Raw genomic sequence first — 13942 nt, forward strand, 5'->3', positions numbered from 1 at the left:
GTGGCAAGCAGTTTGTCATATTCGGTTACATTTAACGCCGGCAGGATTATGCCGCGATGTTGCAAATGTTATGCAGTATTAACTTTCGGGTTTTAATGGTTTGCCGATTTTTTGTTTTGATTAAAAGCTATACCAATTTTAAACAGGGATATATTCTGCTGAATTGCTATTTTTTAGCGCATCAGTGTATGTGTGGTTATTAATCCGTTGGAATGTTGTGTATATGGCGTGTTTTGTAAAATTAAAGAAATTTAGGAAAATGGGGCTGGCATTTGTGAACGCCTTGTGATCCTCAAAGCGTGACGGTCACCGCAATTTTCGACTAATTTTTCGCTTGAAAATAACGCTGCGATGGTTTTTGCACTGAAAACCGCGATAACGCCGGGGTTACTGCTGCGCGATATCACATTTCCGATAAAAAAGAGGCGCTGGCGGGGGGAGAGGAAGCGGCGGGTGCGGTTTGCCGCACCCAACTGACTCAGGATTCCGGATAAACCTTCTCTTTATATTCACACAGGTCTTCGATAATGCAGGAGCCGCAGCGCGGTTTGCGCGCGATGCAGGTGTAGCGGCCGTGCAGGATCAGCCAGTGATGGCAATCGACCTTGAATTCGGCGGGCACCACCTTCAACAGCTTCTCTTCCACCTGATCGACGTTCTTGCCCGGCGCAAAGTGGGTGCGGTTGCACACCCGGAAGATATGGGTGTCCACGGCGATGGTCGCCCAGCCGAAGGCGGTGTTGAGCACCACGTTGGCGGTCTTGCGGCCGACGCCCGGCAGCGCTTCCAGCGCAGCGCGATCCTCCGGCACTTCGCCACCGTGCAGCTCCAGCAGCATGCGGCAGGTTTTGATCACGTTTTCGGCCTTGCTGTTGAACAGGCCGATGGTCTTGATGTATTCCTTGACGCCATCAACCCCCAGCGCCAGCATGGCGGCGGGGGTATTGGCGACCGGATAAAGTTTGGCGGTCGCCTTGTTGACGCTCACGTCGGTGGCCTGCGCGGACAGCAGCACGGCGATCAGCAGCTCAAACGGCGTGGTGTACACCAGTTCGGTGGTCGGGTGCGGATTGTTGTCGCGCAGCCGGGTCAGAATTTCCAGTCGCTTCTGTTTATTCATCAGGCCTTCTCAGCGTGTCCTTGCTCCAGCAGCGGCTCCACCGCCACGGCGCGGGCTTTGCGCGCCTTCATTTTTTCGTCGATCAGATATTTGACCGCCAGCAGCAACCCCAGGCCGATAAAGGCGCCCGGCGGCAGCATGGCCAGCAGGAACGGGCTGTCGAAATGCACCACTTCGATGCGCAGCGATTTGGCCCAGCCGCCCAACAGCTGATCGGCGCCGTCGAACAGCGTACCGTTGCCCAACAGTTCACGCATCGAGCCCAGCGTCACCATCACGCCGGTGGCGCCAAGGCCGATGGCCATACCGTCCAGCGCCGAGAGGCCGACCGGTTTCTTGGCGGCCACCGCTTCGGCGCGGCCCACCACGATGCAGTTAGTCACGATCAGCGGAATAAAAATACCGAGCGATTGATATAGGCCGAAGGCATAGGCGTTGATCAGCATCTGCACGATGCTTACCACCGCAGCGATGATCATCACGTAGATCGGAATACGCACTTCGCTCGGCACCCAGCGGCGCACCGCGGAGATGGAGGCGTTGGTCAGCGTCAACACCAACGTGGTGGCCAGCCCCAGCCCCAGCGCGTTAGTGACGGTGGAGGTCACCGCCAGCAGCGGACACATGCCCAGCAGCTGCACCAGGGCGGAGTTGTTCTTCCACAGCCCCTGGACGATCAATTCTTTGGCTTCACTCATTCGGCGGCTCCACACACAGGTAAGCTTTCAAGTTTAGGCGGCAACGTTTCCATATACAACGCGGTGCGGCGCACCGCATTGACCACCGCTCGCGGGGTGATGGTGGCGCCGGTGAATTGGTCGAACATGCCGCCGTCTTTCTTCACCGCCCAGCGTTTGTCTGCCGGGCCTTCGATTTTCTTGCCGCTGAAGAAGGAAATCCAGTCGGAAATGCGCAGTTCAATTTTGTCACCCAGCCCCGGCGTTTCGTGGTGTTCAATCACCCGGGTGCCGAGCACCGTGCCGCTGAAATCGGCGCCGACCAGCAGCTTGATGGCGCCGGAATAGCCGTCCGGCGCGGTGGTTTCCAGCGCGGCGGCGGTCGGTTGCCCGTTTTTGCGCGCCAGATACAAACGGTGCGGCGCGCTGTCGCCCAGCGCCGGATCGCTGACCAGGAAGCATTCGTTCTGCATGACGTTGTCGTAGTTTTCCGGCGGCACCACCTGATCGAGCAGCGCTTTTTGCTGCAGCGCGGCCTGATGGGCGATGGTGGTTTTCGTCAGGGCGTAGACCACGGCGGTCAGGCCGGTGGTGACCGCCGCAAACACCGCCAGCGTGGTGCCGTGCTTTCTCATGGAATTCAGCATGACGGCTCCTTAGCGATGGCCATACACGCGCGGCTGCGTGTAGTGGTCGATTAATGGGACGGTGATGTTGGCCAACAGCACGGCGAAGGCCACGCCGTCGGGGTAGCCGCCATAAACGCGGATCAGCCAGACCAGCACGCCGATCAGCGCGCCGTAGATCAGGCGGCCCTTCGGCGTCGTGGAGGCGCTGACCGGATCGGTGGCGATAAAGAACGCGCCCAGCATGCTGGCGCCAGAAAACAGGTGGATCAGCGGCGAAGCCTGATGCGCCGGATCGAGCCACCAGGCCAGACCCGAACAGAAGGCGATGGCGGCCAACATGCTGAAGGGGATCTGCCAATGGATCAGACGACGCGCCAGCATAAACAGACCGCCGGCCAGGAAGCCGAGGTTGACCCACTGCCAGCCGATGCCGGCCAGCGCGCCGCCGAACAGCGGCTGCTGCAGCACCTGTTCGACGCTGTGGCCGCTGCGCAGGCCGGTCTTGAAACCGTCGAGCGGGGTCGCCTGGCTGATGCCGTCAACGCCCATTTGCAGTTCGTGCAGCGTCGCGCCCTGTGCGGTATGGCCGCTGAAAATGGTCAGCAGCACGTCGTGGAACGACAGCGCGGCGGCGCGCAGTTCATCCGGCGGCAACCAGCTGGTCATTTGCACCGGGAAGGAGATCAGCAGCACCACGTAACCGACCATCGCCGGGTTGAACGGATTTTGCCCAAGGCCGCCATACAGCTGTTTGGCGATGACGATGGCGAAGAAGGTGCCGATGACGATCATCCACCACGGGGCCAGCGGCGGCAGGCTGATGCCGAGCAGCAGCGCGGTCAGCAGGGCGGAGTTATCCGCGAGCCGGCTGCGCACCGGCAGCTTGCGCAGCCTGAGGATCGCGCCTTCTGCAACCAGCGCGACGATCGCCGCCAGCGCCACCTGAATCAGCACGCCGTAACCGAAGAACCAAATCTGCGCTGCGATGCCGGGAATGCAGGCCAACATGACCCACAGCATAATGCGGCTGGTGCTTTGCTGGTTGTGGGTGAAAGGCGAGCTGGCGATGTGTAAGCCTTTGGCGGCTGTGGGTGATACCGGCCTGAACTTCATAGAGTAACGATACCTTCTGCGCCGCGCCTGCGGCAGTTTCGATGCGCCGTTTTGCGGGCGCGGCAAAAATGATAGCCGAGCATTCTACCTGATTCGATGCGAGGGTAATACGCCTTAATGATAGGGGTATTCGGCTTTTCGCACCTGCGGCGATCGGGGTGGCGCGATTTGATTTTTTTTTGGCCGTAAAATCGGCTAACGTGAGGAAATGTCAGTGGAACTTACGCCGCCAGTGGCTACGGAAAACGGGGTAACCGTATGAATGAGATATCATTTTTCTCCAGATTTCCGCACAAAATAACAACTTTCACATAATCCGTGTAGGTTACTATCGCGAACATTATTGAGTTAGTGAATCCATAATAATGACAAATGAAGATATTTTTTTTATTGAAGAGCTAATTGAGTGGGTGGAAATACACCTGGAGAAACGGCCAAACCTGGATGAAGTCGCGCGTATTTCGGGCTATTCCAAGTGGCATCTGCAGCGTAAATTCAAGCGTATTACCGGCATTCAACTCGCCACCTATATCCGTTCGCGCATCCTGACGCGCGCCGCGGTGGCGCTGCGCATTACCCGCCGTTCCATCATCGACATCTCCGACGAGCTGGGCTTTGACTCGCAGCAGACCTTTACCCGCATGTTCAAGCAGCGCTTCGGCACCACGCCCAACCGCTATCGCTCGATGGAGCACTGGGACGTGAAAAACCTGATGCCGCGCTTTAACTTCGAAGCCAGCTATGGCGCCGGCTATTATCCAGAGGTGAAGCGGCTGACGCTGCCCGAGATGCAACTGGTCGGCTTCTCGCGCCGGCTGGATTTCGCCTCGGAACAGGAACTGGAGTACTCCTCCTGCATGGCGATGAAGGATGAAATTTTCAACGATTTCTTCAAGGGGCTGCATGTCGACTGCCGGCGGATTTATAGCATCTATTCCCCGCAAGCCGGGGAAGGCGACGAGCTGTCATCCACCCTGGTCATGGCGGTCGACCCTGAGCACAGAAAGGATATTCTTTCCAACCATCAGATAGACACCATCCATTTGCCAAGCCGCGAGTTTATCTCCATCAACCACAAGGGTACGGCGAAAGAGTGCCTGCAGTTCTTCGGTTACCTGATGTCGCATGTGATGCCGGGGCTGAAGGATAAGGTGCGCGGCAGTTTAGAAATGGAGATCATTCAAACCAAAGAGTGGAACCCAGAGTCTAAGCTGCGTCAGATTGAAGTGGATTACACCTACCTGATCTCTATCGATTAAACGGCGCCCGGGTTCGGCCAGGCGCCGCTGTCATCATTTGTCTTCCGTTTCCGCCGCCAGCGATTCTCTGGCGGCTTTTTTGGCTTTGGCGCGGGCGATGGCCGCCGCAACCGCCGCCTTGCGCGGGTCTTCCTCGGCGGCAGCCGGGGCCGGTTCTGCCGATGCCGGGGCGTCCGCCTGCTGCGCGGCTTTCTTGGCTTTGGCACGGGCGATGGCCGCCGCAACCGCCGCCTTGCGTGGATCTTCCTCGGCGGCAGCCGGGGCCGGTTCTGCCGATGCCGGGGCGTCCGCCTGCTGCGCGGCTTTCTTGGCTTTGGCGCGGGCGATGGCCGCCGCAACCGCCGCCTTGCGCGGATCTTCCTCGGCGGTAGCCGGGGCCGGTTCTGCCGATGCCGGGGCGTCCGCCTGCTGCGCGGCTTTCTTGGCTTTGGCGCGGGCGATGGCCGCCGCAACCGCAGCCTTGCGCGGATCTTCCTCGGTGGCCGCCGGGGCCGGTTCCGCCGCCGCCGGGGCGTCCGCCTGCTGCGCGGCTTTTTTGGCTTTTACACGTGCCAACGCCGCCGCGACCGCCGCCTTGCGCGGATCTTCTTCGGTGGCAGCCGGGGCAGGTTCCGCCTCAGCTGGCGTGCCAGCCTGCTGCTCCGCTTTTTTGGCTTTCACGCGGGCCAGGGCGGCCGCAACGGCTGCTTTACGCGGATCGTCCTCTGTGGCGGCAGGGGCGGAGCCGTCTGCGGCCGGCGCTTCTTTGCGGGCTTTCACGCGGGCCAGCGCCGCGGCCACGGCGGCTTTACGCGCGTCGTCGCCGGCGGCCGCCGGTGGCGTTTCTGTTTCCGCTTCGGTTGCCAACTGGGCGCGACGCTCGCGCGCCTGCGCTTTACGCGCCTCGCGGGCGGCGATCATCTCGCTGTTATCCGGCTGTTGGCCGTCGACCGGCATGACTGTCGCTTCGGCATTCTTGCTGCGCACCCGCGCCAGCGCGGCCTGCACCGCACCCTGATCGTCATCGGTCAGTTTGACGGCGGCCTTTTTATGTCGCTCTTCACGCGCCAGTTTTTCACGCTCCAGGCGCGCCAGTTTGGCTTCGTAACGCGCCTTGGCCTCGGCGGTGCGCGCCGCTTCCAGATCGATGGCCTTGATCTCGGCCTTTTCCTGGCGGTAGTACTGCACCAACGGAATGTTGCTGGGGCAGACGAACGCACAGGCGCCGCATTCGATGCAGTCGAACAGGTTATGGTTGCGCGCCTTGTCGTGCTCCTGCCCGCGGCTGAACCAGTAAAGCTGCTGCGGCAGCAGCCCGGCGGGGCAAGCGTCTACGCACAGGCCGCAGCGAATGCAGGATTGCTCCGGCTCCTGCGGCGTCATTTCATCGACCGTCGGCGCCAGAATGCAGTTGCTGATCTTGACGATCGGCACGTTCAGCGCGGGCAGGGTGAAGCCCATCAGCGGGCCGCCCATCACCACCATTTGCTGTGCCTGCGGGCGGAAACCGACGAAGTCGAGCAGGTGCTGCACCGGCGTGCCGATGCGGGCCCACAGGTTGCCCGGGCGCTCGATTGCTTCGCCGGTCAGGGTTACCACGCGCTCAATCAGCGGTTCGCCGTCGACGATCGCTCGCTTGATGGCGAAGGCGGTGCCGACGTTTTGCATCAGTACGCCGATAGCCGAGGAGTGCTTGCCGTGCGGCACTTCCTTGCCGGTCAAAATTTTGGTCAGCTGCTTGGCGCCGCCGGACGGGTATTTGGTGGGGATGACGCGCAGCGCAATGCCGGACTGGCCGCGCAGCGCCTGTTTCAGCGCCGCGATCGCCGCCGGCTTGTTGTCTTCGATACCGATCAGCGTGACCTTGGGCTGCAGAATGTGTTGCAGGATCTGCGTACCTTCAACGATCTGGTCGGCGTGCTCCTGCATCAGGCGATCGTCGGCGGTGATGTAAGGCTCGCACTCGGCGGCGTTGAGGATCAGCGTTTCCACGCCGCTCATGCCGCCATGCAGTTTGCTGGCGGTCGGGAAACCGGCGCCGCCCAGACCGGCGATGCCGGCCTGATGGATACGCTCAATCAACTCGGCTGCGGGCGATTGGCGATAGTCCGCCACCGGATCGCGATCGCACCAGCGATCTTCTCCGTCCGCCTCGATGATCACGCACAGCTCCGTCAGTCCGGAAGGATGGGCGGTGATGTGCGGCGCGATGGCGCTAACGGTGCCCGAGGTGGGCGCGTGCACCGGCACGGTGCGGCCGCGGCCGACGGTCAACGGTTGGCCTTTCAGCACCCGATCGCCGGGGTTGACGCACAGTTCGCCTTCCGGCCCCAGATGCTGCTGCAGCGGGATGATAAAGGTGTTGGGCAGAGGAGCGACACGCAGCGGCGCACCGCTGGACTGAGTCTTCATTTCCTGCGGATGGATCCCGCCGTCGAAATCCCAGATCCGGTCTTTTTTAAAGGCGGCGAACAGATTAAGCATGTTGCTCCACGTGGATCACTTGCACCGGGATCGTCTTCATGTCCCACTTCCAGTTGGCGGTGGTGGTGGCGACCGGTCTCATTTCAATACAGTCGGTAGGGCAAGGGGCGACGCACAGATCGCAGCCGGTACAGAGGTCGGTGATGACGGTGTGCATGGCGCGAGTGGCGCCGACGATGGCGTCCACCGGGCAGGCCTGAATGCATTTGGTACAGCCGATGCAGTTGGCCTCGTCGATATAGGCCACCTTACGCTCCGGCTCGGCGGCGGCTTCGCTGCCCAGCGGCTGCGGTTCGACGTTGAGCAGCTCCGCCAGTTTCAGCATCACCTGTTCACCGCCCGGCGCGCATTTGTTGATCATCTCGCCGTTGGCCACCGCCTCGGCGTAAGGGCGGCAACCGGGGTAGCCGCACTGCCCGCACTGGCTCTGCGGCAGGATCGCGTCGACCTGCTCGGCGACCGGATCCTCTTCCACCTCAAAACGGCGCGCGGCGTAGCCCAGCACCAGTCCGAACAGCAGCCCGAGCGCGCTTAAAGCCGCGATAGCTATCCACAACGCAGTCATTAGAATTTCACCAGCCCGGTAAAGCCCATAAAGGCCAGCGACATCAGCCCGGCGGTGATCAGCGCGATCGAGGAGCCGCGGAACGGCGCCGGCACGTCGGCGACCGCCAGACGTTCGCGGATGGCGGCGAACAGCACCATCACCAGCGAGAAACCGGCGGCTGCGCTGAAGCCGTAAACGGCGGACTGCAGGAAGTTATAGCCGAGGTTAACGTTAAGCAACGCCACGCCAAGCACCGCGCAGTTGGTGGTGATCAGCGGCAGGAAGATGCCCAGCAGGCGGTAGAGCGCCGGGCTGGTCTTGCGCACCACCATCTCGGTGAACTGCACCACGACGGCGATCACCAGAATGAAGGAGAGCGTGCGCAGATACACCAGATCCAGCGGAACCAGAATAAAGGTGTTGATCACCCAGGCGCTGACGGAGGCCAGCGTCATGACGAAGGTGGTGGCCATTCCCATGCCGATGGCGCTTTCCAGCTTCTTGGAAACGCCGAGGAACGGGCACAGGCCAAGAAACTTCACCAGAACGAAGTTGTTCACCAGTACGGTGCCGACAAACAGGAGCAGGTATTCGGTCATTGCGATGCCTAAAAAAATAAAAGCCGCCTATTATCGGGAATCGGCGGCCGGACGACAACATATGAATCGCAGGGGTATTGCCTTTTTTGGTGAAAATTTACACAAATCACCCAATAAAACGTGCTGCAAGCGCCATTAACGCTCGGTAAAGGTACCTTTAACCCGCTGCGAACGCTTGATGTAAGGCACCAGCAGCGCCGCCATCAGCAACGGCCAGCCGAGGCTGCGCACCGCCACTTCGTCCGGCACCGGCGCGAAGGCGAAGGCTTTCACCGCCAGGAGCACGGTTATCAGCAGCCACAGCAGGAACAGTTTGGGGAAGCGCTGCGAGCGTTGGCAAAACAGCCACAGCAGCCACAGGGTGAAGCACCACATCAAGAGCGTGGTCAGCACCGAAAAATACCACTGCAGGGTAAACGCCTGGGCGTTGGTCAGCAGATAGTCGCGCGATTCGGGCATGAAGATCGCCATGGCGTACAGGAGCAGCATCAGGCTGGCGCTGAGCAGGGTGACGATCAGATAGGCCATCGGGGCCAACAACCAACCGCCGATACGAGAGTATTCAGCTTGAGACATAAACGGCTTCCTGATTGAAACGGGGATCACAGGCGGCATAGCTTAGCGGGTAATAGCGGCTTCGTCATCCCTATCAACCAGATAGCCCGGCATTGCGGCGCCGGGCCGCACGTTTGGCCACTCCGGCGCCGGGGCGTCCCCCGTGTCGAATTAACATCTCATTTACTTCTTGTTCCATCCGGCCGCATGGTGTCAAATCGAAAGGGTCTGTCGTGAGCCTGCAAGAGGAAATTCCATGGCTGAGAAAATTCGTGTCGGGCTGGTCGGTTACGGCTACGCCGGCAAAACCTTTCATGCGCCGCTGATCGCCGGCACGCCGGGGCTGGAGCTGGCGGCCGTCTCCAGCAGCGATGCCGGCAAAGTGCACGCCGACTGGCCGTCGATGACGGTGGTGGGCGATGCGCAGGCGCTGTTCGCCGATCCGACCCTCGATTTGATCGTGATTCCCACCCCTAATGACACCCATTTCCCGCTGGCGCAACAGGCGCTGGCCGCCGGCAAGCATGTGGTGGTGGATAAACCCTTCACCGTGACGCTGTCACAAGCTCAGGCGCTGCAACAGCAGGCGCAGCAGAGCGGTTTACTGCTGTCGGTGTTCCACAACCGTCGCTGGGACAGCGATTTCCTGACCCTTAAAGCGTTGCTGAACGACGGTTCGCTGGGCGAGGTGGTGTACTTCGAATCGCACTTCGATCGCTACCGGCCGCAGGTGCGTCAGCGCTGGCGCGAACAGGGCGGCGTCGGCAGCGGCATCTGGTTCGATTTGGGGCCGCATCTGCTCGATCAGGCGCTGCAATTATTCGGCAAGCCCGACCGGCTGTTTGTCGATCTGGGTGAGCTGCGGCCGGGGGCGCAGGCGGTGGACTATTTCCACGCGCTGCTGAACTATGGCGATCGGCGCGTGGTGCTGCACGCCAGCATGCTGGCGGCGGCGGAGAGCCCGCGTTATGTGGTGCACGGCACCCGCGGCAGCTATGTCAAATATGGCCTGGATCCGCAGGAAGACCGACTGAAGGCCGGCGAGCGCCTGCCGCAGGCCGACTGGGGCTATGACATGCGCGATGGTGTAGTGACGCTGTCACGTGGTGATCTGCTGGCGGAACAGCCGCTGCTCAATATTCCCGGCAATTACCCGGCTTATTACGCCGCGGTGCGCGACGCCATCGCCGGCATCGCTGAAAATCCGGTGCCGGCCGCCGATGCTATCGCGGTGATGGCGTTGATCGAACTGGGGTTGGAATCGGCCCGGCTGCAGCAGGCGCTGCCGGTGGCCTGATCCCGTCCGTTTCTCAGCGGCTCGGTGCACAACGCCGGGCCTTTTCATGATGTTAGGTGCAAGGAAATCCGTTTCATGTCCTGGTTGCAGCGTTTGCGCATTGATAAATTTTTACTGGTTCTGATTTTGGTGGTGATCGTCGCCTCGCTGTTCCCCTGCGAAGGCATCTGGAAAACCTTCTTCGAACACCTGACCACCGCCGCCATCGCGCTGCTGTTCTTTATGCACGGCGCCAAGCTGTCGCGCGAGGCGATCGTTGCCGGCATGAGCCACTGGAAGCTGCATCTGCTGGTGTTCCTCAGCACCTTTGCGCTGTTCCCGCTGCTCGGGCTGGCGATGAACCTGCTGGTGCCGGGCGTCATGACGCCGACGGTCTATCTCGGCTTCCTCTATCTGTGCGCGTTGCCGGCTACGGTGCAGTCTGCCATCGCCTTTACTTCGGCGGCGGGCGGCAACGTGGCGGCGGCGATTTGCAGCGCCTCGGCGTCGAGCATTCTTGGCGTGTTTCTGTCGCCGCTGCTGGTGGGGGCGTTGATGCATACCCAGGGCGGCAATACCGACGTACTGCACGCCATCGGTTCGATCATTCTGCAATTGATGGTGCCGTTTGTGGTCGGCCACCTGGCGCGGCCGCTGATCGGCAAGTGGGTCGATCGCCATCGCAAGCTCATCAATCTGACCGACCGCTCGTCGATCCTGCTGGTCGTCTACACCGCGTTCAGCGCGGCGGTGGTGGAAGGCATTTGGCATCGCATCGACGGCTGGTCGCTGTTGACCATTCTGGTGATGTCGCTGGTGCTGTTGACGGTGGTGTTGGTGATCAATACCTACGCGGCGCGCTGGCTGGGCTTCAACACCGCCGACGAGATCACCATCGTGTTCTGCGGCTCGAAAAAGAGTCTGGCGAACGGCATTCCGATGGCCAATGTGCTGTTCCCGGCTGCGGCGGTGGGCGCCATGGTGCTGCCTCTGATGATTTTCCACCAGGTTCAACTGATGGTGTGTGCGGTGTTGGCGCAGCGCTATGCGCGCAAAACCGCCAAACAGCGGGAGCAGGCCGAGGCGCTGGCGACCAAATAGACCGTAGGCCGCTAGCGGCAGCACAGCGCGTCGAGCAGAAAGTCGGCGCGCTCGTCGGGTGAGGCACGCGGCAGTTCCTGCAGTCGATAACCCGATCGGCGGTAGACGGCCACCATCGCTTGGTAGGTCTGCTCGGCTTCGGCGAAAGATTGTTTTCTCTCGCTGTCCTGCGCGTAGATCGCTCGCCATGGTGGGGCGATGAACACCGTATCGGCATAGCGAAAATCGGCGACCGCCGCCGTTAAGGGAGCGGGGATCGATAATCCGCACAGCGTCAGGTAACCGGCGATATCCGGCAGGCCGCGATCGAAGAACCAGCATGTTGCGCCCGTCGCTTCCCGCCATGAACGCAGTTCCCAATCCAGCATCCGCTCGGCGAAAGCCTGGCGATCGCCCCATGGCAGCGCATTGCCGCCAATACTCACCTGATCCTGAATAATCGCCCGACCCGCCTCCTGCGAATGCGGGTAACCGCGGCGATGGAGAACGTCGATGAGCGTGCTTTTGCCCGAACCCGGGCCGCCGGTCAGCACGATGCGGCGTAGTTTGTCAGACATACGGAATTCCTCTATTGCGTCAGAGTTATGGATGAAAACAGCGAGAAAGACGGGCAGGCGGAAGAAAACGGGAGGTGAGAAGAAGGCGCCGTTTGGCGCCTTGGGGGGATTTAACCCTGAACTTTGGCGCGCAGCGCCTGTTTTTCCTGCTCGCTGAGGAACGCCAGCTTGAGGCCGTTTTCCTGCGCGGTGCGGATTTCTTCCGGCGTCAGCCCGGCCTGCGGCGCGGCGACGCGGTATTCGTGCTCGATCTCGATGCCCTGAACCGCCGGATCGTCGGTGTTGATCGACGCCAGCACGCCGTGGCGCAGGAAGGTGGCCAGCGGATGCTGCGCCAGTGATGGCACGGTGCTGGTCTGGATGTTGGAGGTCAGGCAGGACTCGATGCCGATGCCATGTTCCGCCAGGAAGTCCATCAGCGCCGGATCTTCGACCGCTTTCACCCCGTGGCCGATACGCTCGGCGCCCAGCTCGCGGATCGCCTGCCAGATGCTTTCCGGGCCGGCGGCTTCGCCCGCGTGTACGGTGATGCGCAGACCGGCGTCGCGCGCGCGGTTGAAGTGGTTGAGGAACAGGCTGCCGGGGAAGCCCAGCTCATCGCCCGCCAAATCCAACGCGGTAATGCCGTCGCGGTGCGCCAGCAGTCCTTCCAGCTCCTGCAGACAGGCAGCCTCGCCAAAGGTGCGGCTCATGATGCCGATCAGGCGAATGTCGATGTCGCGATCGCGGCAGCCCGAACGGATCCCGTCGATCACCGCTTCCACCACGCCGGCGACCGGCAGCTGGTGCTTCATCGCCATGTAGTAAGGGGAAAAGCGCAGCTCGGCGTAGTGCAGGCCGGCATTGGCGGCATCCTCGACGTTTTCATAAGCCACCCGGCGGCAGGCGTCCAGATCGCCCAGCACCGCCACACCCCAGTCCAGTTTCTGCAGGAAGCTGACCAGATCCGGTTCAGCGTGGGTGATCTGCACGTGCGGGCACAGGCTCTCCAAATCGTTGGCCGGCAGGGCGAGATTGAACTGGCGACCGAGGTCGAGAATCGTCTGCGCGCGGATGTTGCCGTCGAGATGGCGGTGAATATCGGTAAGCGGAAGGCGGGGATCGATCATGCTGGGCACTCGCTGATTATCGTAGGTAAAGTGCAGAACAGTATAAAAACAAATGGATGAAACTTGCCATTGCGTTGCATAAAAAAGTGACTTACATCACAAATAATCCCAGGGATAGCGCATTATCACCCTCATTCAGGCCTTCAACACGCTGATGCCCGCCTGCTGCAACGGCGCGATCAATGCGTCGTCGGTGGCGCGTTCAACGATGACGGTGTGCGCCAACGTAATATCGCCGATCGCATATTGTGAGGCGGCATTGAGTTTGGCGGCAGAGGCCAGCACGACGGTTTCCGCCGCACGGGCCGCCAGCGCGCGCTTGATGTAGGCTTCTTCCAGATCGCCGGTGCTCAGCCCCGCAGTGGGGTGTACGCCGGTTACGCCCATAAAATAGATATCGGCGCGGATATGCGACATCGCTTCCACCGCGGCGGCGCCGACGCTAACGATCGAATGCTTATACAGCCGGCCGCCGATCAGGATCACCTCCACCGTGGGGTGATCGGCCAAACCTACGGCGACGCTGGGGCTGTGGGTGACGACGGTGGCGTTGAGGTTGGCCGGCAGTTGCCTGACCAACTCGGCGGAAGTGGTGCCACCATCAATGATCACCACCTGGCCGGGGGCGATCAGCGCCGCCGCCGCTTTGGCGATCGCGCGTTTGGCGCCGGATTCCAAGTGATTGCGTTCGGCGAAGCTGGCGATGGCGGAAGAAACCGGCAGGGCGCCGCCGTGTACCCGCTGCAATAACCCCTCTGCGTCCAGTTCGCGCAGATCGCGCCGGACAGTGTCTTCCGACAGCCCGAACAGCTCGCTGAGTTGCTTGGCCAACACCTGGCCGTCCTGAGCCAGTTTTTCCAGGATGATTTTCTTGCGCTGGCTGGTCAACATGGCCATTTTCCCCTCAAATTTGCTTTGCACGAAATATCTTGATCAT

At 61.2% G+C, this 13942-nt stretch carries 14 protein-coding genes; 3 read left to right on the plus strand and 11 right to left on the minus strand.

The genetic code is table 11. From position 1 onward, the window contains the following. Window positions 1-478: 478 nt before the first annotated feature. Genes nth through rsxD form a run of 4 tightly spaced genes read right to left on the minus strand, consistent with a single transcriptional unit; the run spans window position 479 to window position 3539 of the window. Window positions 479-1120 carry an endonuclease III gene (nth, locus tag ATE40_RS08055; RefSeq protein WP_019455952.1) on the minus strand — a complete coding sequence of 214 codons (642 nt, stop codon included), beginning with the start codon at window positions 1118-1120 and terminating at the stop codon, window positions 479-481. Further along, complete coding sequence (locus ATE40_RS08060; RefSeq protein WP_019455951.1) at window positions 1120-1818, minus strand: electron transport complex subunit E; 699 nt, start codon at window positions 1816-1818, stop codon at window positions 1120-1122. The genes nth and ATE40_RS08060 overlap by 1 nt, the downstream gene beginning before the upstream one ends. Beyond that, on the minus strand, window positions 1815-2444 hold the full coding sequence (gene rsxG / locus ATE40_RS08065) for an electron transport complex subunit RsxG (protein WP_019455950.1): 630 nt from the start codon (window positions 2442-2444) through the stop codon (window positions 1815-1817). Before rsxG ends, ATE40_RS08060 begins: the two co-directional genes overlap by 4 nt. A gap of 9 nt (window positions 2445-2453) precedes the next feature. Then, window positions 2454-3539, minus strand: coding sequence for an electron transport complex subunit RsxD (gene rsxD, locus ATE40_RS08070; protein ID WP_063919379.1), 1086 nt, complete (start codon window positions 3537-3539; stop codon window positions 2454-2456). A gap of 365 nt (window positions 3540-3904) precedes the next feature. Here rsxD and ATE40_RS08075 point away from each other — a divergent pair, with 365 nt between their 5' ends. Continuing rightward, window positions 3905-4798 (plus strand): helix-turn-helix domain-containing protein, encoded by an 894-nt coding sequence (locus tag ATE40_RS08075; RefSeq protein WP_019455948.1) that lies wholly within the window; start codon window positions 3905-3907, stop codon window positions 4796-4798. A 33-nt stretch (window positions 4799-4831) separates the two neighbouring features. On the opposite strand, the gene rsxC is transcribed toward ATE40_RS08075, so the two are convergent. The 4 genes from rsxC to ATE40_RS08095 all read right to left on the minus strand — a co-directional run bounded on the left by rsxC (window position 4832) and on the right by ATE40_RS08095 (window position 8983). Then, entirely contained in the window at window positions 4832-7261 is a 2430-nt protein-coding gene (gene rsxC / locus ATE40_RS08080) for an electron transport complex subunit RsxC (protein WP_063919380.1), read from the minus strand. Next, a complete protein-coding gene (rsxB, locus tag ATE40_RS08085; RefSeq protein ID WP_004938428.1) occupies window positions 7254-7826 on the minus strand; it encodes an electron transport complex subunit RsxB in 573 nt (190 codons plus the stop codon). Before rsxB ends, rsxC begins: the two co-directional genes overlap by 8 nt. After that, window positions 7826-8407, minus strand: a complete 582-nt coding sequence (rsxA, locus tag ATE40_RS08090) for an electron transport complex subunit RsxA (RefSeq protein ID WP_004938443.1) — start codon at window positions 8405-8407, stop codon at window positions 7826-7828. The genes rsxB and rsxA overlap by 1 nt, the downstream gene beginning before the upstream one ends. 135 nt (window positions 8408-8542) lie before the next feature. Then, complete coding sequence (locus tag ATE40_RS08095) at window positions 8543-8983, minus strand: DUF2569 domain-containing protein (protein WP_019455945.1); 441 nt, start codon at window positions 8981-8983, stop codon at window positions 8543-8545. A 235-nt stretch (window positions 8984-9218) separates the two neighbouring features. Between ATE40_RS08095 and ATE40_RS08100 the strand changes: the two genes are divergently transcribed. Next, window positions 9219-10259, plus strand: a complete 1041-nt coding sequence (locus tag ATE40_RS08100) for an oxidoreductase (protein WP_019455944.1) — start codon at window positions 9219-9221, stop codon at window positions 10257-10259. Window positions 10260-10334: 75 nt separating this feature from the next. After that, on the plus strand, window positions 10335-11339 hold the full coding sequence (locus ATE40_RS08105; RefSeq protein WP_019455943.1) for a bile acid:sodium symporter family protein: 1005 nt from the start codon (window positions 10335-10337) through the stop codon (window positions 11337-11339). Window positions 11340-11350: 11 nt separating this feature from the next. On the opposite strand, the gene ATE40_RS08110 is transcribed toward ATE40_RS08105, so the two are convergent. The 3 genes from ATE40_RS08110 to ATE40_RS08120 form a co-directional block, all read right to left on the minus strand. Then, window positions 11351-11896, minus strand: coding sequence for an AAA family ATPase (locus ATE40_RS08110; RefSeq protein ID WP_019455942.1), 546 nt, complete (start codon window positions 11894-11896; stop codon window positions 11351-11353). A gap of 110 nt (window positions 11897-12006) precedes the next feature. Beyond that, window positions 12007-13005 (minus strand): adenosine deaminase, encoded by a 999-nt coding sequence (gene add / locus ATE40_RS08115; RefSeq protein ID WP_063919381.1) that lies wholly within the window; start codon window positions 13003-13005, stop codon window positions 12007-12009. A gap of 135 nt (window positions 13006-13140) precedes the next feature. Then, window positions 13141-13896, minus strand: a complete 756-nt coding sequence (locus tag ATE40_RS08120) for a DeoR/GlpR family DNA-binding transcription regulator (RefSeq protein WP_025159715.1) — start codon at window positions 13894-13896, stop codon at window positions 13141-13143. Window positions 13897-13942: the final 46 nt, after the last annotated feature.

Source organism: Serratia surfactantfaciens (assembly GCF_001642805.2).
Classification (GTDB): Bacteria; Pseudomonadota; Gammaproteobacteria; order Enterobacterales; family Enterobacteriaceae; genus Serratia; species Serratia surfactantfaciens.

What these genes read in the sequence shown, in the direction of transcription:
- nth (WP_019455952.1), bottom strand. Translation starts at nt 1,120, where the DNA reads ATGAATAAACAGAAGCGACTGGAAATTCTGACCCGGCTGCGCGACAAC.
- ATE40_RS08060 (WP_019455951.1), bottom strand. Translation starts at nt 1,818, where the DNA reads ATGAGTGAAGCCAAAGAATTGATCGTCCAGGGGCTGTGGAAGAACAAC.
- rsxG (WP_019455950.1), bottom strand. Translation starts at nt 2,444, where the DNA reads ATGCTGAATTCCATGAGAAAGCACGGCACCACGCTGGCGGTGTTTGCG.
- rsxD (WP_063919379.1), bottom strand. Translation starts at nt 3,539, where the DNA reads ATGAAGTTCAGGCCGGTATCACCCACAGCCGCCAAAGGCTTACACATC.
- ATE40_RS08075 (WP_019455948.1), top strand. Translation starts at nt 3,905, where the DNA reads ATGACAAATGAAGATATTTTTTTTATTGAAGAGCTAATTGAGTGGGTG.
- rsxC (WP_063919380.1), bottom strand. Translation starts at nt 7,261, where the DNA reads ATGCTTAATCTGTTCGCCGCCTTTAAAAAAGACCGGATCTGGGATTTC.
- rsxB (WP_004938428.1), bottom strand. Translation starts at nt 7,826, where the DNA reads ATGACTGCGTTGTGGATAGCTATCGCGGCTTTAAGCGCGCTCGGGCTG.
- rsxA (WP_004938443.1), bottom strand. Translation starts at nt 8,407, where the DNA reads ATGACCGAATACCTGCTCCTGTTTGTCGGCACCGTACTGGTGAACAAC.
- ATE40_RS08095 (WP_019455945.1), bottom strand. Translation starts at nt 8,983, where the DNA reads ATGTCTCAAGCTGAATACTCTCGTATCGGCGGTTGGTTGTTGGCCCCG.
- ATE40_RS08100 (WP_019455944.1), top strand. Translation starts at nt 9,219, where the DNA reads ATGGCTGAGAAAATTCGTGTCGGGCTGGTCGGTTACGGCTACGCCGGC.
- ATE40_RS08105 (WP_019455943.1), top strand. Translation starts at nt 10,335, where the DNA reads ATGTCCTGGTTGCAGCGTTTGCGCATTGATAAATTTTTACTGGTTCTG.
- ATE40_RS08110 (WP_019455942.1), bottom strand. Translation starts at nt 11,896, where the DNA reads ATGTCTGACAAACTACGCCGCATCGTGCTGACCGGCGGCCCGGGTTCG.
- add (WP_063919381.1), bottom strand. Translation starts at nt 13,005, where the DNA reads ATGATCGATCCCCGCCTTCCGCTTACCGATATTCACCGCCATCTCGAC.
- ATE40_RS08120 (WP_025159715.1), bottom strand. Translation starts at nt 13,896, where the DNA reads ATGTTGACCAGCCAGCGCAAGAAAATCATCCTGGAAAAACTGGCTCAG.